This is a genomic window from Pseudoneobacillus rhizolycopersici (assembly GCF_054786815.1).
On record NZ_JBTOOE010000014.1, the window covers coordinates 1 to 18,734 of the forward strand.

Here is an 18,734-nt window from a genome sequence, read left to right on the forward strand (position 1 = left end):
CACATAATTTCATTATAGTCTTAGATTCTGTAACTCAATCATTTACACAAAATAAATTACACTCCCGTCTCATGGACAAAATGATCAAGCAAACAGCTCAAAATGTCTATGAAACGGAGTCTCATGGACAAAAAGACCAAGCAAGCTACTAGAAATGTCTATGAAATAGCGTCTCATGGACAAAAAGACCAAGCAAACTGTTGAAAATGTCTATGAAACGGAGTCTCATGGACAAAATGATCAAGCAAACAGCTCAAAATGTCTATGAAACGGAGTCTCATGGACAAAAAGACCAAGCAAGCTACTAGAAATGTCTATGAAATAGCGTCTCATGGACAAAAAGACCAAGCAAACTGTTGAAAATGTCTATGAAACGGAGTCTCATGGACAAAAAGACCAAGCAAGCTACTCAAAATGTCTATGAAATGGCGTCTCATGGACAAAATGACCAAGCAAACTGTTGAAAATGTCTATGAAACGGAGTCTCATGGACAAAAAGACCAAGCAAGCAGCTCAAAATGTCTATGAACCAGCATCTCATGGACAAAATGACCAAGCAAACACCTCAAAATGTCTATGAACCAGCATCTCATGGACAAAATGACCAAGCAAACACCTCAAAATGTCTATGAAACAGCATCTCATGGACAAAATGACCAAGCAACACCTCAAAATGTCTATGAAACGGCGTCTCAAAGAAAACAACCTTTGGTACAAATGAAATCTTTGTCCAAAATATTGAACAAAATTAAATTTATTGGTAAAATAAATCCCCTATCGGAGAGGAGTTGAATTATGGAATCCAACAATCTAAATAACTCAACGATTCCAGCAACAGCCCCAAAAACTAATATCTTTACAAATCGAGCTGTCTTGGCGATTATGTCGTCTAATTTCTTGTTACAACTCGGAATTTGGGTGCGGAATTTTGCGATTCTTTTATACGTAACGGACATCACAAACAACGACCCCATCTACGTGTCATTGATTTCGGTCGCCGAGTTTGCGCCAATCTTCATATTTTCCTTTATTGGCGGAACCTTTGCGGATAGATGGAAACCGAAGCTCACGATGATTTGGTGTGACTTTCTCAGCGCCATCTCAATTGGTATCGTATTATTAGCCTTGATTTACGGCTCATGGCATGCCATCTTCTTCGCGACACTAGTGTCAGCAATTTTATCACAGTTCTCCATGCCATCGGCGATGAAACTGTTGAAGCAACATGTGCCAGGTGAACAAATTCAATCGGTAATGGCGATGTTCCAATCGTTAATGGCAATCTTTATGGTCATCGGTCCGATGATCGGTACCTTTGTTTACCAACGATATGGAATCTACACCTCTATTTCCGTCATGGGTGCGATGTTTCTTTTATCAGCAGTGGTTTTATTAGTTCTTCCTAAAGATTTAGAGAAAGAACAAACCGAAGCGCATGATTTCAAAAAAGAATTTGCAGACGGATTTCGTTATGTGACTAATAGTAAGATTTTAAAAACGATGGGCTCGGTGTTCGCCGTTTGTGGTTTAGCGGTCGGACTAATCTCCCCACTTGGAATCTTCGTGGTGATGGAAAACCTAGGGAAGTCGAAGGATTTCCTTCAATGGATTCTCATGGCGAATGGGGTCGGGATGCTGCTCGGCGGTGGAATTGTTATGACCATTTCTAAAAAAATATCTCCGCAAAAGCTATTGGCCATCGGGATTTTTTCCAGCATGCTCTTTACGGTTGGCATTGGCTGGTCAACTAGTGCGACCTTAACCATTGCTCTACAAGTACTAAACGGCATGTTCTTCCCATGCATTCATATCGGGATTAACACGTTGATTCTCAAGAATACCGAGGAAGCTTTTGTTGGTCGCGTAAATGGGGTACTGAACCCGTTGTTTATGGGGTTAATGGTCATCGGCATGTCAGCTACAGGTGTAGTAAAAGAACCATTGACGTTATTTGGGGTTTACTTAGTTGCAGGTGTTTTGTTTTTACTGGGAGCACTTCTTGTCGTACCCTTATTTAAAATCAAAGAAAACCAAACAGCTCAAGCAGCTGTTGAATAACTGTAAAAACAAAAACCACAGTCGTTTAGTATGACTGTGGTTTTTCAATCAAAAGATGTTTTTCTCTTTCCACTTCCATGGCTGAAACAATATAAGCAAAGCCATTTAATAGAAAATAAACGAAATTAGATTGAACTTGCTGCTTTTCACCTAAGTAAGTGTTGAAAATCATACAAACGGAAAAAAACACCACAAAACATAGAGCCATTCGGTTTAAAATGATCATTCAAAAACCACCTCTTTATAAGGGTTTATAATAATCATATTGTATGATGTCTAGTCTTATTCGGACATTTCCTCCCAATCTAAAAAATCAAAATGTCTCAAATTAAAATGTAATGCTAGGAAGCTCCCCTTGGCGATAAGAATTTCCTGTTAAAATTACCGATTCCTTCAAAAAATAAAATAATTGACCTTCCCATTAGATTTGATTATAGTTAAATCCGTAAATAGTTAAATAGATGAACTATTAAATAATTGAATAAACACGAAGTGAGGTGAATAGATTTTTATGTCTAAAGCAAAAATTGCCGATTTGGTCAATCGCTACATCAATGTCTCCCATTCGGTTGAGAAAAAGGCCGGCGCCCTTGTCAAAGAGCAAATTGGCAGTGACCTTACCAATGATCAACATTTCACCCTTCGCTATATCAATCAGGTTGAGACTTGCACATCCTCAGAATTAGCGGAGGTATTTGATGTGCAAAAAAGCGCCATCACCGCCATCATTCAACGGCTTTGGGAAAAAGGCCTTATCGAACGAACTCGAGATGAAAAGGATCGTCGAGTTGTTTATTTGACGTTAACCGAAAAAGGGCTGGAACTGTATCAGAAGGCTGAACAACGAATCCATCACCTCGTCGAGTCCTTAATTACTCAGTTTGACGAAACGGAAATCAAACAATTTCTAGACACGTTTGAAAAATTAAATGGAATTCTAATCAATTACAAATTGGAGGAATAGGCAGTGAATGCAATAATCAAAAATAAATGGCTTGTTCTAATTGCTTGGATTGCCATTGTCGTTGGACTGTTCATGGTTGCCCCTAATATGGCCGACCTCGTCCGCGAAAAAGGCGAAATAAAAGTGCCGGAAGGATACTCTTCGACATTAGCACAAGAAATAATGGACGAAGTGAAATCTGACAATGGGTCTCAGGTGGCATTAGTTTTTCATAATGATAAAAAACTAACAGCAACCGAAATCAAAGAGGCTGAAAATGCCATCCATAAGCTAGAAAACCAAAAAGACGAGCTTGGCATTAAGGAAATGATCAGCCATTTCAACGAAAAGAGCTTAGCAGACCAGCTCGTTTCGAAAGACGGCAAGTCAATCCTCGCTTCTGTTACGGTTGACTTTAAAGGACGGACTGCTACCGAGGTAAGCGATGCTTTATACGAAGCCATCGATGATGCGAAAGTTGACCACTACTATACAAGCGGTTGGATGATTAGCGAAGATTTGATGAAAAGTTCTGAAGAGGGCTTGAAAAAAACTGAGGGAATTACCGTTGTCTTTATCCTTGTCGTTTTATTACTAGTGTTTCGCTCAGCGATTGCACCGATTATCCCATTAGTAACAGTGGGTTTCTCGTATCTTGGGGCACAGTCAATCATCGCGATACTTGTTGATCGGCTGGACTTTCCAATTTCAAACTATACGCAAATTTTCTTAGTCGCTATTCTATTCGGTATTGGAACCGACTATTGTATCCTGCTGTTAAGTCGCTTTAAAGAAGAGCTTGCCGGGCAGAACAGCATTCCGGAAGCCATCGTCGAAACCTATCGGAATGCTGGTCGTACCGTCTTTTTCAGCGGTGTTGCCGTCATGATTGGTTTTGCGGCAATTGGGTTTTCGAAATTTATTCTTTATCAGTCAGCAGTGGCTGTTGCAGTTGGTGTAGCGCTATTATTAATCGCCTTGTTCACGATTGTGCCGTTTTTCATGGCCATTTTAGGTTCGAAAATTTTCTGGCCATCGAAAGCGAAAGCGGAGCATGGCGATAGCAAGATTTGGGCATTTTTCGGAAACTTCTCCTTATCGCGTCCAATCCTAGCATTACTCGTTGTTGCCATCGTTTGTGTACCATTCTTGATTAAATATGATGGTAAAATTTCTTTTAACCAATTAGAAGAAATTAGCGGTGACGTCAATTCGATTAAAGCGTTTAACGCGATTGCCGAGTCTTTTCGTGCGGGTGAATCAATGCCGACTAAGATTGTCTTAAAAAATGATGAAAAAATGGACTCTGTTGAATACATCGGCCTTGCTGAAAAAATTAGTCAGGAGCTAGAAAAGGTTGACTATGTCGATACTGTTCGATCTATTACTAGACCCACAGGTGAACCAATTGAAGAATTATTTGTTGCCAATCAAGCAAAAACCTTGGAGGAAGGGCTTGGCCAAGGAAAAGAAGGTCTTGATAAAATTAGCGAAGGCTTAAACGAAGCGGGCAGCAAATTATCGGAATCCGCTCCACAACTTGAAGATGCCACCAAAGGCATCAACGACCTAATTACTGGAACGAACGACATTCAAAATGGGCTAACGGAAATTCATACAAACCTTGCAAAAATTGAAGCTGGGATTCGCCAAGGCTCAGTCGGCTCGGATCAACTCAAAAAAGGTTTAGCCGATGCTAAATCTGGAGCAGAAGAGTTGTTAGCTGGTTATAAGCAACTTTTAAAAGGCTACCAAGACATTAGAGGCAATCTCGCTAATCTTGAAAACGAATATACAAAAGTAGGGAATGGTTTAACGGCATTAAATAATGCTTTAAAACAAATTAAGGATGAAAACTTCACCTATTTAGAAGGGAAGTTCCAAGGCCTTGAAGGCGAGATGGCATACCAACAAGTAAAAGGAACCATACAAACGCTTCAACAACAGATGGAACCACTTTCCTCAGGCTTAAATAGGTTAAATGCTGGTCTAACGCAATTGAATGGTGGAATGACGCAAGCAAATACTGGTTTTGCAAAAGCTAACGACGGTGGGCAAGAGCTTGTTAGCGGTCTTGAGCAATTAATCGCCGGTATCGAAAAGCAACAAGCTGGACTTAATCAGTTAGCAGATGGTCAAGGTCAAATCGTTTCAAACATGCCAAAGTTGACTGGCGGACTAGGTGAAATCAACAATGGCCAAAAGCAATTGCTTGCTGGTTTTGGTGACTTAGGCGGTCAATTAACGCAATTAACCGAAGGACTTGGGCAAAGTTCTGAAGGGTTAAATAAAGTTTCGGAAGGGCTTGGCTCAGCGAAAGACTATTTGAGCGGACTAACAGAGTCAACAAGCGACAGCTTCTATATGCCGAAAGAAGTTCTTGAAAGTAAGGATTTTGAACAAGCTTTAGATGTCTATTTATCTGAAAATCGCAAGATTATGACGCTAGATGTCATTTTTAAATCCAATCCATATGCCAATCAAACCATTGACAGAATTGAAGATGTGAAGGTAGCTGTAGAACGCGCGACAAAGGGCACGAAACTAGAAAATGCCAAAGTCGCGGTAGGTGGAATGACAAGTGTGAATAACGATTTACGTACTGTTTCAGGAGAGGATTATTCTCGTACCGTTGTGTTAATGTTAGTCGGAATCTCGATCATCCTTGTGTTCCTTTTCCGTTCTTTAATCATGCCAATCTATATTATTGGCTCACTGATTTTAACGTATTTCACATCAATGGGTATCAATGAAACCATTTTCGTTGACATCCTTGGCTATACCGGCATAAGTTGGGCCGTGCCATTCTTCGGCTTCGTTATATTGATGGCGCTTGGTGTCGACTATAGTATTTTCTTAATGGATCGTTTTAACGAATATAAAGATCTCTCAGTCGGTGAGGCCATGTTTATTTCGATGAAAAAGATGGGCACGGTTATTATCTCTGCTGCGATAATCCTTGGTGGTACGTTTGCTGCGATGATGCCATCAGGTATGCTGTCACTTTTACAGATTGCAAGTATTGTATTAGTAGGATTATTTTTATACACCTTCGTGGTTCTACCGATGTTCATACCAGTCATGGTAAAAAATTTCGGCAATGCGAACTGGTGGCCGTTTAAACGAGTTTAGATTAGAAGATTAAGAGAACGTCTCCTTTAGGGGACGTTCTTTATTTTGTCACAAAAATTTCATTTACATAGTTGACTTGAGAATGATACTCAATTAGAATGAGAATGTGATTGATAATAATTATCATTTTCAGGTAATATATGGGGGTTAAACAATATGAAATTATCAAAATTATGGATTACCATTTTAGCAAGTATCATGTTAGTATTAAGTTTGGCAGCTTGTGGGGCAAACGATAACGCCTCGGACTCTGATAACAAAAAAGAACCGAAAGAAGACACCGAAGAAAAAGTTGTCAATGTATTTACAGCTAGACACTATCCTGTTGACGAAGAAGTCTTCAAAAAGTTTACAGAAGAAACAGGTATTACTGTTAATGTAGTAAAAGCAGAAGCTGAAGAATTAATTGAACGTCTGAAGCGTGAAGGTGAAAGCACAGCAGCCGACCTATTCATTACCGTTGACGGTGGTGTCCTTGCCAACGCGAAGAAAAATGACATCTTACAGCCGGTATCATCAGAAGTAGTGGAAGCAAATGTACCGGAAAACCTTCGTGATGCAGAAAATAAGTGGATTGGAATGGCTACTAGAGCTCGTGTTATTGTATATTCCAAAGACCGAGTAACGCCTGATCAATTGTCTACATATGAGGACTTGACAACTGACAAATGGAAGGGAAAAGTGTTAGCGCGATCCTCAACGAATCTTTATAACCAATCACTCTTAGCTTCGTTTATTGAATTAAACGGCGAAGCACAAGCCGAAGAGTGGGCAGCAGGTATCGTGAAAAACTTTGCGCGCCAGCCAGATGGCGGTGACCGCGACCAGGCAAAAGCGATTGCAGCAGGTACTGGTGATGTAGCCATCATGAATACGTACTATGTAGGACTTATGTTGAATTCTGAGGACTCTGAAGAAGTCAAAGTGGCAGAAAACATCGGTGTGTTCTTCCCGAACCAAGAAACGACAGGTACTCATATTAACATTAGCGGAATTGGCTTAACCAAACATGCAAAACATCCAAAAAATGCGACTAAACTAATCGAGTATATGACTAGCGTAGAAGCACAAGAATATATATCAGCGAACAACTATGAATTCCCAGTAAACCCAGAAGCAGCGAAAGCAGAATTACTGCAATCTTGGGGCGATTTTAAAGCACAACAGTTAAACTTTGATACATTAGGAACTCATAATGCAAAAGCACTTGAAATTTTTAACAAAGTAGGCTGGAAGTAATGAATCCGAAAAAGATCAAACGTTTCGTTCGTAAGGAACTTAACGGCTGGTGGATTATTAGTATTATTGGAGCGGCGGTCGTGTTACTGCCACTCCTTTTCATCTTATTCTCCATATTTCAAGAACCGAATGAAAACTGGTACCAGGTCCGCCAATATTTATTGAAAACATATGTGGCAAATACGTTCATTCTAGTGGGATTAACAGGATTGTTCACCGCTTTTCTAGGTATAACTTTAGCTTGGCTAGTGGCGGCTTACGATTTTCCATTGAAAAAATTCTTTCGTTGGGGCTTAATTCTGCCAATTGCCATTCCTCCGTATATTGGTGCCTATACCTATCGTACGATGTTAAGTTACACCGGAGTCGTTCAAACAACACTTCGAAATCAGTTTGATTATCAAATTGACCCAGAGTTACTGGCAGTATCATCACTGCGCGGGGCGATTTTTATTTTCACGATTTTTTTGTTTCCATATGTTTATCTCATCACTCGGCCATTTTTAGAAAATCAAAGCTCGGCCTTTATTGAAAATGCACGACTGCTTGGTAGCAAGCCTTTGGCACTATTCTTTAAGGTCATTCTCCCTCTTTCACGGCCAGCAATTGTGGCAGGAACGGTACTTGTGGTGTATGAAGTATTAAGTGACTATGGAGTAACCAGTTATTTTGGCATCCATACCATCACAACGGCTATTTTTCAAACATGGTTTGGCATGTATGATGTCAATACCGCTTTAAGACTTGCCGCCTGGCTCATGGTCGTTGTCGTTGGTTTGTTTTTTCTCGAAAGATTACTTCGCAGTCGTCGGAGGTATAATCTTAGTACAAAGTCTAGACCAATCTCGCCGGTGAAACTAACTGGCATGAAGGCACTGCTAGCAAGTCTATATTGTGGCATTATATTATTAGTGGGATTTTTGATCCCGGTCATCCAGCTTGTTTCCTGGGCGAAATTAACCTTTGTAAAAGTGTGGAATGAAACCTTTCTTGATCTTTTGGGCAACACCGTATTTATTGGGGTGATATCGAGCGCGATTATTATCATCGTGGCCGTAATTGTCGCCAATGTTTGCCGGAAACAATCGACCATCTCATTTGTTTTGGCAAAAATTGTGACCGCAGGCTATTCGATTCCTGGAGCCATCATCGCAATAGGCGTTCTAGCCTTGTTCATATCCCTGGATAAATGGTTAGCTCCTGTGTATTCGGCTATGGGATTAGGCAACGCCCCACTTGTTTTAAGTTTATCGATTTCGATGTTGATTTTTGGCTATACCATTCGATTTATGGCGACAGGGTATAATGCTGTTGAAGTCGGTTTTGAAAAAATGGGTGCTAAATTTAGTGAGGCGTCAAGAATGTTGGGCTTAGGTATGACGAAAACCTTCTTTCGGATTGATCTACCTTTGATTAAAGGAGCCTTATTGAGCGGCTTTATTCTAACCTTCGTTGAAATATGCAAAGAGCTACCATTAGTCTTACTTTTACGGCCGTTTAATTTTGAAACCTTGGCCACTAAAACGTTTCAATTTGCCAAAGACGAGCGTATACATGAAGCATCAGTATCATCGTTAATGATTATTGCCATCAGCATTTTATCGGTTGTGGTCTTTCAATGGATTGAAAGGAGAAATAAATGATGAATATTGTTGAGATAAGCAAACTTTGTTTTTCGTTTTCCAAAAAACAACCAGATGTCATCAACGATTTTTCGTTCTCGATTCGCGAGGGAGAAATTGTCGGTATTCTAGGTTCGAGCGGCAGTGGAAAAAGCACGTTGCTACGTCTTATTGCCGGGTTAGAACTACCAAGTGCAGGTTGGATTAAAATCGCCCAACAGCCTGTCGTGACGGATAAACTCTTTATTCACCCCGAGGACCGCGGAGTTGGCATGGTCTTTCAAGATTACGCTCTGTTTCCACATATGACCGTAAAGGATAATATTTTGTTCGGGCTTTCCAAACTGCCTAAAAAAGAACGGCAAGGCCGTCTGGAGGAAATGCTTGATCTTGTTCATATGAGAGGCTTCGAAAAACGATATCCCCACGAACTAAGTGGTGGACAGCAGCAGCGGGTAGCCTTAGCACGTGCCTTAGCACCGAAACCAACCGTCCTATTAATGGACGAACCGTTTAGTAATTTGGACGCCGACCTAAAGGAATCGATCCGTGAAGAGCTTCAATATATTTTAAAAAAGGCCAATATGACCTGCATTATTGTCTCCCACGATCACAAAGACATTGAATCCATTTGTGACCGTAGCATCGTTATAGGGCAGACACCGACTCGAAAAGAAAAAGTCATATGAAGAAGCAGATTCCTATGAGGAACCTGCTTTTATTTTTGTGATTTGCTTAAGTTTGAAGGAAAATAACGTGAGTTTTATAGCTTTTACCCAAAAAGGGCAACCTTTTAGCTAAATTTCAGCAATTTTTAGAAGAAATGGTATAAAATCTGAGATCTTTCTAAAAATAAATGCCCAACTTTTACGCTTTATGCCCAACTTTCCCCCGATATGCCCAACTAAAAAATTATATGCCCAACTTTTCGCAACTTATTTCCAACTTTTCAGATATATGCCCAACTTTTCGTAACTTATTTCCAACTTTTTAAATAAATGCCCAAGTTTCTATCTTTATGCCCAACTTTTCCAGGATATGCCCAACTCTCAATTAAACCCATGCATTTCAAAAAAACGCTTAAAGTAATTTAACATTTAACTTTACTTAACTATTAACCGTCGTTTATAATAAAGTCATAAGAGGTGATCGAATTGGATTCAAAAACAGCCAAAATTTGCAGCCAGATTATTGATTATTCTAATGCCTTAAGCGCACTTTTCCTAGAAGATTATAAAAACCTAACTACCGATGAATATGCGGAACTCTCGACTAAACAACAGGTCATACTGGAACTACTTCGCACCGAAAATCGGACGGTGAACGAAATCTCGCATTATTTTGGTATTACCGCCAGTGCGGCTAGCCAATTAATTTCGAAACTCGAGAAACAAGGCTACGTAAAGCGCGAAATCAACCCGGACAATCGTCGTGAAATCATCGTTCACATGGGTGAAAAAGGACAGCAATACAACGAAATGGTCGATCGAAACCAGCTTTATATCATCGAAAAGTATTATGCTGAGCTGCCCCAAGAGGATTTAGAAAAACTATTAGACATTCATGAAAAGCTATACCATATTGCGCTAAAAGCCCAAACAGAGAAGGAATAAATTTTTTTTATTTAATATTTAAGTAAAGTTAATTATTAAGGAGGCTAACCTATATGAAAGATTTAACAGTGCAATTAAACGATGGTCGAAAAATTGGTTATATCGAATATGGTGATCCAAACGGAATTCCAGTCATGTTTTTCCACGGCACCCCAGGGTCAAGATTGCTGTTTTTAGAGGATGATGAAACCTCCAAGGAATTGGGAATCCGGCTTATTTCCTTAGACCGACCTGGTTTTGGAATTTCTACCCAGAAGCCGAACCGGACTGTTCTCGATTGGGCAGACGACGTGAAGGAAGTAGCTGATCACCTAGGCATTGATAAATTTTCGATTATTGGCGTTTCTGGAGGTGGAGCCTTTGCAGCCGCCTGTGCTTACAAGCTACCGAATCGGGTGACAACAGTGGCTTTGGTCTCCAGTACAACTCCATGGGAGAACGGAAAAGCTCCAAAAAGTGAGATGCGAGCAAACAAAATTGCCTTTTTTCTTGCAAGAAGATTACCTTGGCTCTTAAAAGCGAGTTACCGTGCCCAAAAGAAACTGATCCACCAGCACCCAGAAAAGTTTATGAAACAAATGAAAGAAGGTAACAAACACTTACACGAATGGGACCGCCAATTTTTACAAACCGAAGAGCAGTTGAAAGGGACGATGATGCATTTAGGAGAGGCTTTCCGAGTCTCAGTAGATGAGTGCGTCAATGAACCAGCCTTACTTACAAAACCATGGGGTTTCTCGTTATCTGATATTGAAATTCCTATTGATATTTGGCATGGTGAAGAAGATACAATGGCGCCAACCCAAGAGATCAAAAAAATCGCCCCAACCATTGCTAATTGTCAAACTCACTATATTCCAGGGGCCGGTCATTTTCTGACTGAAGATAAAGAAACATGGGAGAACATTTTAAAAACGATCATCGATCATGAAGAAAAACTAATAAAGACAGCCCTTTAATATAGGGAATATAGGGTATAGAACCGATTGTTCTGTACCCAAACCATATTTACTCTCATGGGACAGTTATTTTTAGACAATAAAATAAGCTAATATAGAGAGGCAGATTGAAGTAATCCCCATTGCGATTAACGGTCTTAATGCTTTCGTACGGAGATCCCTCAGACTTACATTTAATCCGAGTCCAACCATTGCTGCTGTTAAACACCAAGTAGTAAGCTTTGAAATACCATCCATCCATACCTTTGGTACGGGAATAGCTGGGCCAAGAAGATAACTTCCAATAACGCTCATCAAAATGAAACCGATTAGAAACCATGGAAATTCAACCTTAGTCTCAGATTGTTCTCTAGATCCATTTCTTTTCATGATGTAAATAAAAATGAAGCACAGTGGAACAAGTAAAAATACTCGGCCTAATTTTGCAAGTAAACCTGTCGCAAGCGCATCTTGTCCGCCTGTTGCTGCAGCTAAGGCAACGTGGGCAATTTCATGCAAGCTGATTCCTGACCAAATGCCAAATTCGACATCAGACAACGGTAAGAAGGGCCGTAATATCGTATAAGAAATCGCAAAAATGGTTCCAACTAAAGCAATAATGCCTACTGCTATAGCCGTATCTTCATCTTTTGATTTAATGATGGGCGCAATGGCTGCGATGGCTGCAGCGCCACACACTCCTGTTCCGACTCCAAGAAGAAGTGAAATGTTTTTATCCGCCTTCAACAATCGAGCTAGCCACACCGTTACCAAAATAGCAAAGAGTATTACTCCAGTATCTCGAATGAGCAATCCCCAACCATCCTGTAACACCGTTCCAATATTGAGCTTTAGTCCATATAAAATAATGGCAACCCGTAACAATCTTTTCGAAGAAAATACGATACCCGAACGGAGGATGTCAGGATAACCAAAAAATTGCCGATACAAGACAGCAATCACAATCGCGGATGCTAATTGACCGACATGATCAAATCCAGGCATTTTTGCCAAAAGATAGCCTAGTGAGGCAATGATAAAAGTAAAGCCGATTCCACCAATCCATTTCCCAAAAGCTAAAGATTTTTTCTTGGGATTAATGGGTTCTTTATTTGCTCTAGCGTATTGCGCTTCCATCTCAACACCACCTTATCCTAAGAATAATTCTTTTCTATTCATAAGAAAAATAAATATTTATGATGCTTATCATAAGTAAAATCATATAATAAGAAATAAACGGAAAAAGGGTTGATAACAATGGATCAACATTTACATGTCTTTGTTAAGGTAGCTGAAATGGGAAACTTCTCACGTGCGGCAGAGGAGTTGCATATGACACAACCTGCAGTAAGCCAATATATTCAAGCTTTTGAGCGTACTATGGGGACAAAATTGTTGGATCGCAGCAATAAATTCGTAAAGCTTAATAAAGCTGGAGAAATTGTCTATCATCACGCAAAGGAGATATTAGGCCTATATAAGAAAATGCATTATTTAATAGATGATCTAACCAACAAGGCGAGTGGACCTCTTGCAATTGGTGCAAGCTATACATTTGGAGAATACGTTTTGCCACATATTATGGCAAAAATGCATGAGGACTATCCATTGATTACTCCTGCCATTACGATCGCGAACACAAAGGAAGTAGCAAACTTAGTACTGGGGCATCAATTAGATATCGGAATTGTGGAAGGGGAATTCAAAGATAAAAATCTAGTCATCGAACCTTTTGCTGAAGATTCTATGTTTCTAGTGGCTTCACCAAAACATAGATTGGCACAAACAAATGCAGAAATTAACCTATTGGACTTAGCAGAAGAAACATGGATTATCAGGGAAAATGGTTCTGGAACTAGGGAAGTAACGGAGAAAATGTTCCGATTATTTGAAATGACTCCGAAGAAAAGATTAGAATTTGGAAGTACCCAACTCATTAAGGAATCAGTAGAAGCCGGCCTTGGTATTAGTCTGCTTTCTTACTGGACGATTCGTAAAGAACGTTCAATAGGAGCTTTAACCGTCTTAAATGTGAGGGGACTTCCAATTAAACGGAAATTTTCAGTTCTTTTAAGGTCTCCATACCAGACAAAAGCATTAAACGTATTTTTAGAACTATTAAGAGAAAGCAAGGCACTATGTGATGGTTGAAGAGTTTTACAATAGTTGGAAATCCCTCTAAAATAAACACTTGAGTTGCCTTTAGTGATAATTTTGGATCATTCATCTATAATAAATGTATTAATTTAGGAAAGTGAGGGATTTACGATGCAGCTTCGCGTATCTGCTGTCCAATATCATTTACATACGATTCACTCTTTTGAAGAGTTCGCTCATCAAGTCGAGCATTATATGAAAACGGCTGCCGAATTCAGCAGCGATTTTATTCTTTTTCCGGAGTTTTTTACGACTCAATTAATGTCGATTGGTAAGGAAGGTCGGGCATTGACAATTGATGAACTACCGGAGTACACCGAACAGTATCGTGAATTGTTTAGTAAACTGGCTAAGCAATACGGTATGCACATTATTGGTGGAACCCATGTGATTAAAAAAGGGGACAAGCTTTATAATGTCGCCCATTTATTTTATCCAGATGGTCGGGTCGGAGAGCAGGCAAAGCTTCACATTACCCCAACCGAAGTGAATGAGTGGAATATGTCGGCAGGTGAAGGGCTTGAAGTTTTCCAAACCGAAAAAGGCACGATCGCGATGTTAACCTGCTATGACATTGAGTTCCCTGAAATTGTTCGTATCGCGAAGGCAAAGGGTGCTGACGTGATTTTCTGTCCTTCCTGCACGGATGATCGTCATGGATTCCACCGCGTTCGTTATACAAGCCATGCCCGTGCGATTGAAAATCAAGTGTATGTTGTGACAACAGGAACCGTTGGCGCACTTCCAACCGTTGACTTTATGCGTTTAAATTTCGGTCAGGCTGTTGTAATCACACCAAACGATGTCCCGTTCCCGCCAGAAGGCATCGCTGTTCAAGGGGAAATCAACCAGGACATGATTGTTACCGCTGATCTAAATCTAGAGCTATTATATCAAGTTCGTAAAAGTGGTTCGGTCACAACATGGCGTGACCGCCGCAGCGATCTTTACCCGGATTGGGAAAAAGAGGAGTTTTCTAAGTAAGGGGGACATTGAGGCATGTATCGAAAAGAGTTTTTCGTTTTCGACGGTGACCGGCCAGTCCCGGCTGTCATTCGAAATTATCAGGTACAGGACTTTCCCGGCTTAATTTTAATCCAACAAGAAAGCTTTCCTCCACCGTTCCCATCAGAATTATGGTGGAATGAAGAGCAGTTGAAAAACCATGTCACACTTTTTCCGGATGGGGCTTTATGCATTGAAGTTGACGGCGAAATCGCCGGTTCCATGACGGGATTGCTCGTCGATTTTGACCCGGCGAATCCCGACCATTCTTGGGAGGAAGTCACCGATAATGGCTACATCCGCAACCACAAACCGGACGGTAACACATTGTATGTGGTCGATATCAGCGTTCGTCCAAAGTTTCGAAAGTTGGGACTTGGCAAATGGTTAATGCTCTCCATGTATAATGTTGTCGTGCAACTAGGTCTCGATCGTTTGCTTGGCGGCGGCAGAATGCCCGGTTATCATAAACATGCTGCGTCGATGTCCGCCGAGGAGTACCTGGCTGCGGTTTTGCGTGGTGACATAAAGGATCCTGTCATTACCTTCTTAATGCGCTGTGGTCGCACACCTGTAAAAGTGGTCGCCAACTATTTAGAGGATGAAGAATCCTTGAATTATGGAACATTAATGGAATGGAAAAATCCGTTTAAGGGGGAAAAGTAAATGGAATATGTAAGAATCACGAATATTGAAGATTCTTTGTTTGCGCAAATGCATCAGCTCATGCAAGATGTTTTTCCAGCAGAGGAAGTGTTGGAATATGCGCTTTGGAAGGAGCCGCTCGAGGATCCAGGCATCCGCGTGTTTGTGGCCGTTCATGAGGGCAAAGTGATCGGAGCGACCGAATACCGTTACTACGAAGATTTTAATGTCGCGATGACTGATTTTACCATCATCGGCCAAGCAGGTCTTGGAATTGGCGCATTTTTAGCAAGTAAGCGTGCTGAAGATTTACAAGCTTTAGCCACTGCTAATGGTAAAAGACTAAAAGGCATGTTCGCGGAAATTTACGATCCATACCGAGTAGACCACTATGAATTTGGTGGCGTTAAGCCAATGGACCCGTATGTTCGTCGCGAAGTATTGTCCCATTTAGGCTACAAACGCTTAGACTTCCCGTACGTTCACCCATCCTGGAACAATGATGGCGAAGCGGTGGAAGGATTGGACCTTTGCTTCCTACCGATGGAGGCAGACCACAGCCAATTAGAAACCTCCCTAATCGTGGCGTTTCTAAAACGCTATTACACCGTGCTACCAAATAAGCCACAGGCATGGTATGACATGGTGGAAGGGTTAGAGTCCAAAGAATCAGTTGCTTTATTACCATTATAAAAAAAAACAGCAGCCACAGACAAATTTCGTCGTCGCTGCTGTTTTTTTATTTTACCAACTCTGAAACAATTTCAAATGAGCGAAGCCGTTCCTGATGGTTATAGATCATCGCATTGACGATCATTTCATCGACTTCTGTTTCGGCTAGGAATCTCTCCAATCTTTGCTTCACCTTTGTCGGTCCACCCACAATGGATGAGCCGAGTTGTTTTTCTAATGCTGATTTTTCATAAGCGCTCCATAGCTCATCCATATTTTGAACTGGTGGCTGGAGTTGAGTCGGTTTGTTACGAACTAAGTTCAAGAATGTTTGTTGCATCGATGTGGCTAAAAATTCTGCCCGTTCATCGCTGTACGCCGCTATTACATTCACCCCAACCATTGCATATGGCTTATCTAATGCCTCGGATGGACGGAAACTCCGGCGGTATAAATTTAATGCTGGAATCGTATATTCCGGTGAAAAATGACTTGCAAATGCAAATGGTAACCCCAGATGCCCAGCCAATTGGGCGCTAAAGCCACTTGAACCGAGCAACCAAATTGGTACGTTCAAACCCTCACCTGGAATGGCGCGAACAGGGATACTGCCGCTAGCTAAACTCGGGTCAAAATAAGCACGGAGTTCAGCAAGCTGTTCCGGAAAATCCTGCCCATCACTTCGGCGATCTCTTCGTAATGCATGAGCTGTTAATTGATCCGTCCCTGGGGCACGACCAAGGCCTAAATCAATTCGACCTGGATAGAGGCTTTCTAAAGTACCGAATTGCTCAGCAATGACAAGTGGCGCATGGTTTGGGAGCATAATTCCACCAGACCCAACTCGAATGGTTTTCGTTCCTCCTGCAACATGACCGATCACAACAGAGGTTGCTGAACTCGCGATTCCAGGCATATTATGATGCTCAGCAAGCCAAAAACGGTGATAGCCCCATTTTTCAGCATGTTGTGCCAAATCTAGCGTGTTGCGCAAGGACTCGGTTGCAGAGCCACCAACCGTAATCGGAGCAAGATCCAAGATAGAAAAACGAATATCTTTTAAAGACGACATGTTACGTCACCACTTTCACAATCATTAGTTACCCTTTTATTTTAGCAATAATATTTAGTGTATCAAAATGTTTGGCTTTTAATATCCAAAGAGGTAGATTAGGAAACCAACTTCAAAGTTATTCCCAAACCCAGAGGTCGCTGGTAAGTTTGGGAATAACATTTTTAAAGTCATTCCCAAACTCGGAGGTAGTAGGTAAATTTGGGAATAACATCAGCAAAGTTATTCCTAAACTCGGAGGTCGCCGGTAAGTTTGGGAATAACATCAGCAAAGTCATTCCTAAACTCAGAGGTCATAGGTAAGTTCGGGAATAACATTAGCAAAGTCATTCCTAAACTCAGAGGTCATAGGTAAGTTTGGGAATAACATCTGTAAAGTCATTCCTAAACTCAGAGGTCATAGGTAAGTTCGGGAATAACATTAGCAAAGTCATTCCTAAACACGAAGGTCGCTGGTAAGTTTGGGAATAACATCAGCAAAGTCATTCCCAAACTGGGAGGTCATGGGTAATTTTAGGAATAACAACGTCAAAGTCATTCTCAAACTTGGAGGTCACAGGAAAGATTCATCAGCTACCTACCCATCCACCCACACAAAAAAAGCACATAAAAAAGGCAGAATCCCACAGGATTCTGCCTACTCTTTATGAAACACAATGGCCTGAGAACCCATTTGCTCCCATGCCTTCACAAAATTGTTCCGATTAACCTTTTTATTTTTCCCGCCGTATGGGTCATTGATATAAATATGGTCTTTATCATAACCCGTCATCACGACACTATGCATTTTAAAAGTCACACCAACTGGTCCTTGCGGCGTTTTCCAGGTTTGCAGCGGGGCGACCTGTGAAAATGATGAAGTGGTTATCACCCAAACTGGCTCACCTTGGGCAACACTTTTTATCAAAGAATAAAAGGATTGATGAGTTAGATCTTCGGCACGCTTCCCAACATAGGCTTTAGCTAGTTGAAAAATAGGTCCATGATAAACCCCTAACCCAGGTCCATCCTCCATATTTCCGACAAAGCCAACATTCGGATTGCCGTATTTGCCGTCTTTATACTTTAGTGGAACGCGTTTTATTTTATCAGCGAGCTCATTTTTCGTCACATCGACGCCGTGAAAATTTAGCAACATTGCCAAACTAGTAACCTCGCAGCCATTATATAACCTTGGTGCATCCATTTGTTTTAAAAGTGGTACATCCAGAACGATTTTTTCGGGTAGTTTAATTGGTTTTGGCAGTGGAGGCTCTGGCATTTGCGCTTCAATTGGCTTGCTTGCCACAGTGGAAAATGGTTGTTCAGGTGCTGTATCTCTACTGGTTGCTACCTTAACAGGTTCAATCGTTGGTTGAGACGTAGGAAAAGGCAAGTAGTCCCAGTAGAACCCAAGGAACAGTACCGTTGCACCAAACAAAGCGGTGATACCAATCGTCAAAAACATTTTCAAAAATAACTCCCTCCTACCACTCTAGAAGTTAAGTAAAATAAAAAATGGTGCCTGAGCACCATAATTTAATAATAACCTATTTTCGAAGAATTACAATGTACAAATAATGAATAAGAGTCATTAGACTTTTGAGATAAATATTTATGTTTTTCTAAACATTTTTCATTTTCTTACCGATAAGAAAG

The 18,734-nt window shown here is 40.8% G+C and carries 16 protein-coding genes; 12 read left to right on the forward strand and 4 right to left on the reverse strand.

What is annotated here, in order from left to right; all coding sequences use genetic code 11:
* Nucleotides 1–795: 795 nt before the first annotated feature.
* Nucleotides 796–2,058, forward strand: coding sequence for an MFS transporter (locus ACX9YW_RS14370; protein ID WP_460347545.1), 1,263 nt, complete (start codon nucleotides 796–798; stop codon nucleotides 2,056–2,058).
* Nucleotides 2,059–2,083: 25 nt separating this feature from the next.
* On the opposite strand, the gene ACX9YW_RS14375 is transcribed toward ACX9YW_RS14370, so the two are convergent.
* Nucleotides 2,084–2,284 carry a hypothetical protein gene (locus ACX9YW_RS14375; RefSeq protein ID WP_460347547.1) on the reverse strand — a complete coding sequence of 67 codons (201 nt, stop codon included), beginning with the start codon at nucleotides 2,282–2,284 and terminating at the stop codon, nucleotides 2,084–2,086.
* Between the two features lie 285 nt (nucleotides 2,285–2,569).
* On the opposite strand from ACX9YW_RS14375, the gene ACX9YW_RS14380 reads away from it, so the two are divergent.
* The 7 genes from ACX9YW_RS14380 (at nucleotide 2,570) to ACX9YW_RS14410 (ending at nucleotide 11,566) form a co-directional block, all read left to right on the forward strand.
* On the forward strand, nucleotides 2,570–3,022 hold the full coding sequence (locus tag ACX9YW_RS14380) for a MarR family winged helix-turn-helix transcriptional regulator (RefSeq protein ID WP_460347549.1): 453 nt from the start codon (nucleotides 2,570–2,572) through the stop codon (nucleotides 3,020–3,022).
* Nucleotides 3,023–3,025: 3 nt separating this feature from the next.
* Nucleotides 3,026–6,133, forward strand: a complete 3,108-nt coding sequence (locus ACX9YW_RS14385; RefSeq protein ID WP_460347551.1) for an MMPL family transporter — start codon at nucleotides 3,026–3,028, stop codon at nucleotides 6,131–6,133.
* Nucleotides 6,134–6,289: 156 nt separating this feature from the next.
* Nucleotides 6,290–7,372 carry a Fe(3+) ABC transporter substrate-binding protein gene (locus ACX9YW_RS14390; protein ID WP_460347553.1) on the forward strand — a complete coding sequence of 361 codons (1,083 nt, stop codon included), beginning with the start codon at nucleotides 6,290–6,292 and terminating at the stop codon, nucleotides 7,370–7,372.
* Nucleotides 7,372–9,015: an ABC transporter permease gene (locus ACX9YW_RS14395; protein WP_460347555.1), complete on the forward strand. Its 1,644-nt coding sequence runs from the start codon at nucleotides 7,372–7,374 to the stop codon at nucleotides 9,013–9,015. The genes ACX9YW_RS14390 and ACX9YW_RS14395 overlap by 1 nt, the downstream gene beginning before the upstream one ends.
* Nucleotides 9,015–9,683, forward strand: a complete 669-nt coding sequence (locus tag ACX9YW_RS14400) for an ABC transporter ATP-binding protein (protein WP_460347740.1) — start codon at nucleotides 9,015–9,017, stop codon at nucleotides 9,681–9,683. The genes ACX9YW_RS14395 and ACX9YW_RS14400 overlap by 1 nt, the downstream gene beginning before the upstream one ends.
* A gap of 456 nt (nucleotides 9,684–10,139) precedes the next feature.
* Entirely contained in the window at nucleotides 10,140–10,607 is a 468-nt protein-coding gene (locus tag ACX9YW_RS14405) for a MarR family winged helix-turn-helix transcriptional regulator (RefSeq protein WP_460347557.1), read from the forward strand.
* A 53-nt stretch (nucleotides 10,608–10,660) separates the two neighbouring features.
* Nucleotides 10,661–11,566 carry an alpha/beta fold hydrolase gene (locus ACX9YW_RS14410; RefSeq protein WP_460347559.1) on the forward strand — a complete coding sequence of 302 codons (906 nt, stop codon included), beginning with the start codon at nucleotides 10,661–10,663 and terminating at the stop codon, nucleotides 11,564–11,566.
* Nucleotides 11,567–11,638: 72 nt separating this feature from the next.
* On the opposite strand, the gene ACX9YW_RS14415 is transcribed toward ACX9YW_RS14410, so the two are convergent.
* Entirely contained in the window at nucleotides 11,639–12,682 is a 1,044-nt protein-coding gene (locus tag ACX9YW_RS14415) for a YeiH family protein (RefSeq protein WP_460347561.1), read from the reverse strand.
* A 120-nt stretch (nucleotides 12,683–12,802) separates the two neighbouring features.
* Between ACX9YW_RS14415 and ACX9YW_RS14420 the strand changes: the two genes are divergently transcribed.
* The 4 genes from ACX9YW_RS14420 to ACX9YW_RS14435 all read left to right on the forward strand — a co-directional run bounded on the left by ACX9YW_RS14420 (nucleotide 12,803) and on the right by ACX9YW_RS14435 (nucleotide 16,045).
* Entirely contained in the window at nucleotides 12,803–13,696 is an 894-nt protein-coding gene (locus ACX9YW_RS14420; RefSeq protein ID WP_460347563.1) for a LysR family transcriptional regulator, read from the forward strand.
* A 117-nt stretch (nucleotides 13,697–13,813) separates the two neighbouring features.
* On the forward strand, nucleotides 13,814–14,686 hold the full coding sequence (locus tag ACX9YW_RS14425) for a carbon-nitrogen hydrolase family protein (protein WP_460347565.1): 873 nt from the start codon (nucleotides 13,814–13,816) through the stop codon (nucleotides 14,684–14,686).
* A gap of 15 nt (nucleotides 14,687–14,701) precedes the next feature.
* The gene (locus tag ACX9YW_RS14430; protein WP_460347567.1) at nucleotides 14,702–15,373 is read left to right on the forward strand and encodes a GNAT family N-acetyltransferase; all 672 of its coding nucleotides are present in this window, start codon (nucleotides 14,702–14,704) and stop codon (nucleotides 15,371–15,373) included.
* On the forward strand, nucleotides 15,374–16,045 hold the full coding sequence (locus ACX9YW_RS14435) for a GNAT family N-acetyltransferase (RefSeq protein WP_460347569.1): 672 nt from the start codon (nucleotides 15,374–15,376) through the stop codon (nucleotides 16,043–16,045).
* 46 nt (nucleotides 16,046–16,091) lie between these two features.
* On the opposite strand, the gene ACX9YW_RS14440 is transcribed toward ACX9YW_RS14435, so the two are convergent.
* Entirely contained in the window at nucleotides 16,092–17,096 is a 1,005-nt protein-coding gene (locus tag ACX9YW_RS14440) for an LLM class flavin-dependent oxidoreductase (protein ID WP_460347571.1), read from the reverse strand.
* 637 nt (nucleotides 17,097–17,733) lie between these two features.
* Nucleotides 17,734–18,543, reverse strand: a complete 810-nt coding sequence (locus ACX9YW_RS14445) for a C39 family peptidase (protein WP_460347742.1) — start codon at nucleotides 18,541–18,543, stop codon at nucleotides 17,734–17,736.
* Nucleotides 18,544–18,734 lie beyond the last annotated feature (191 nt).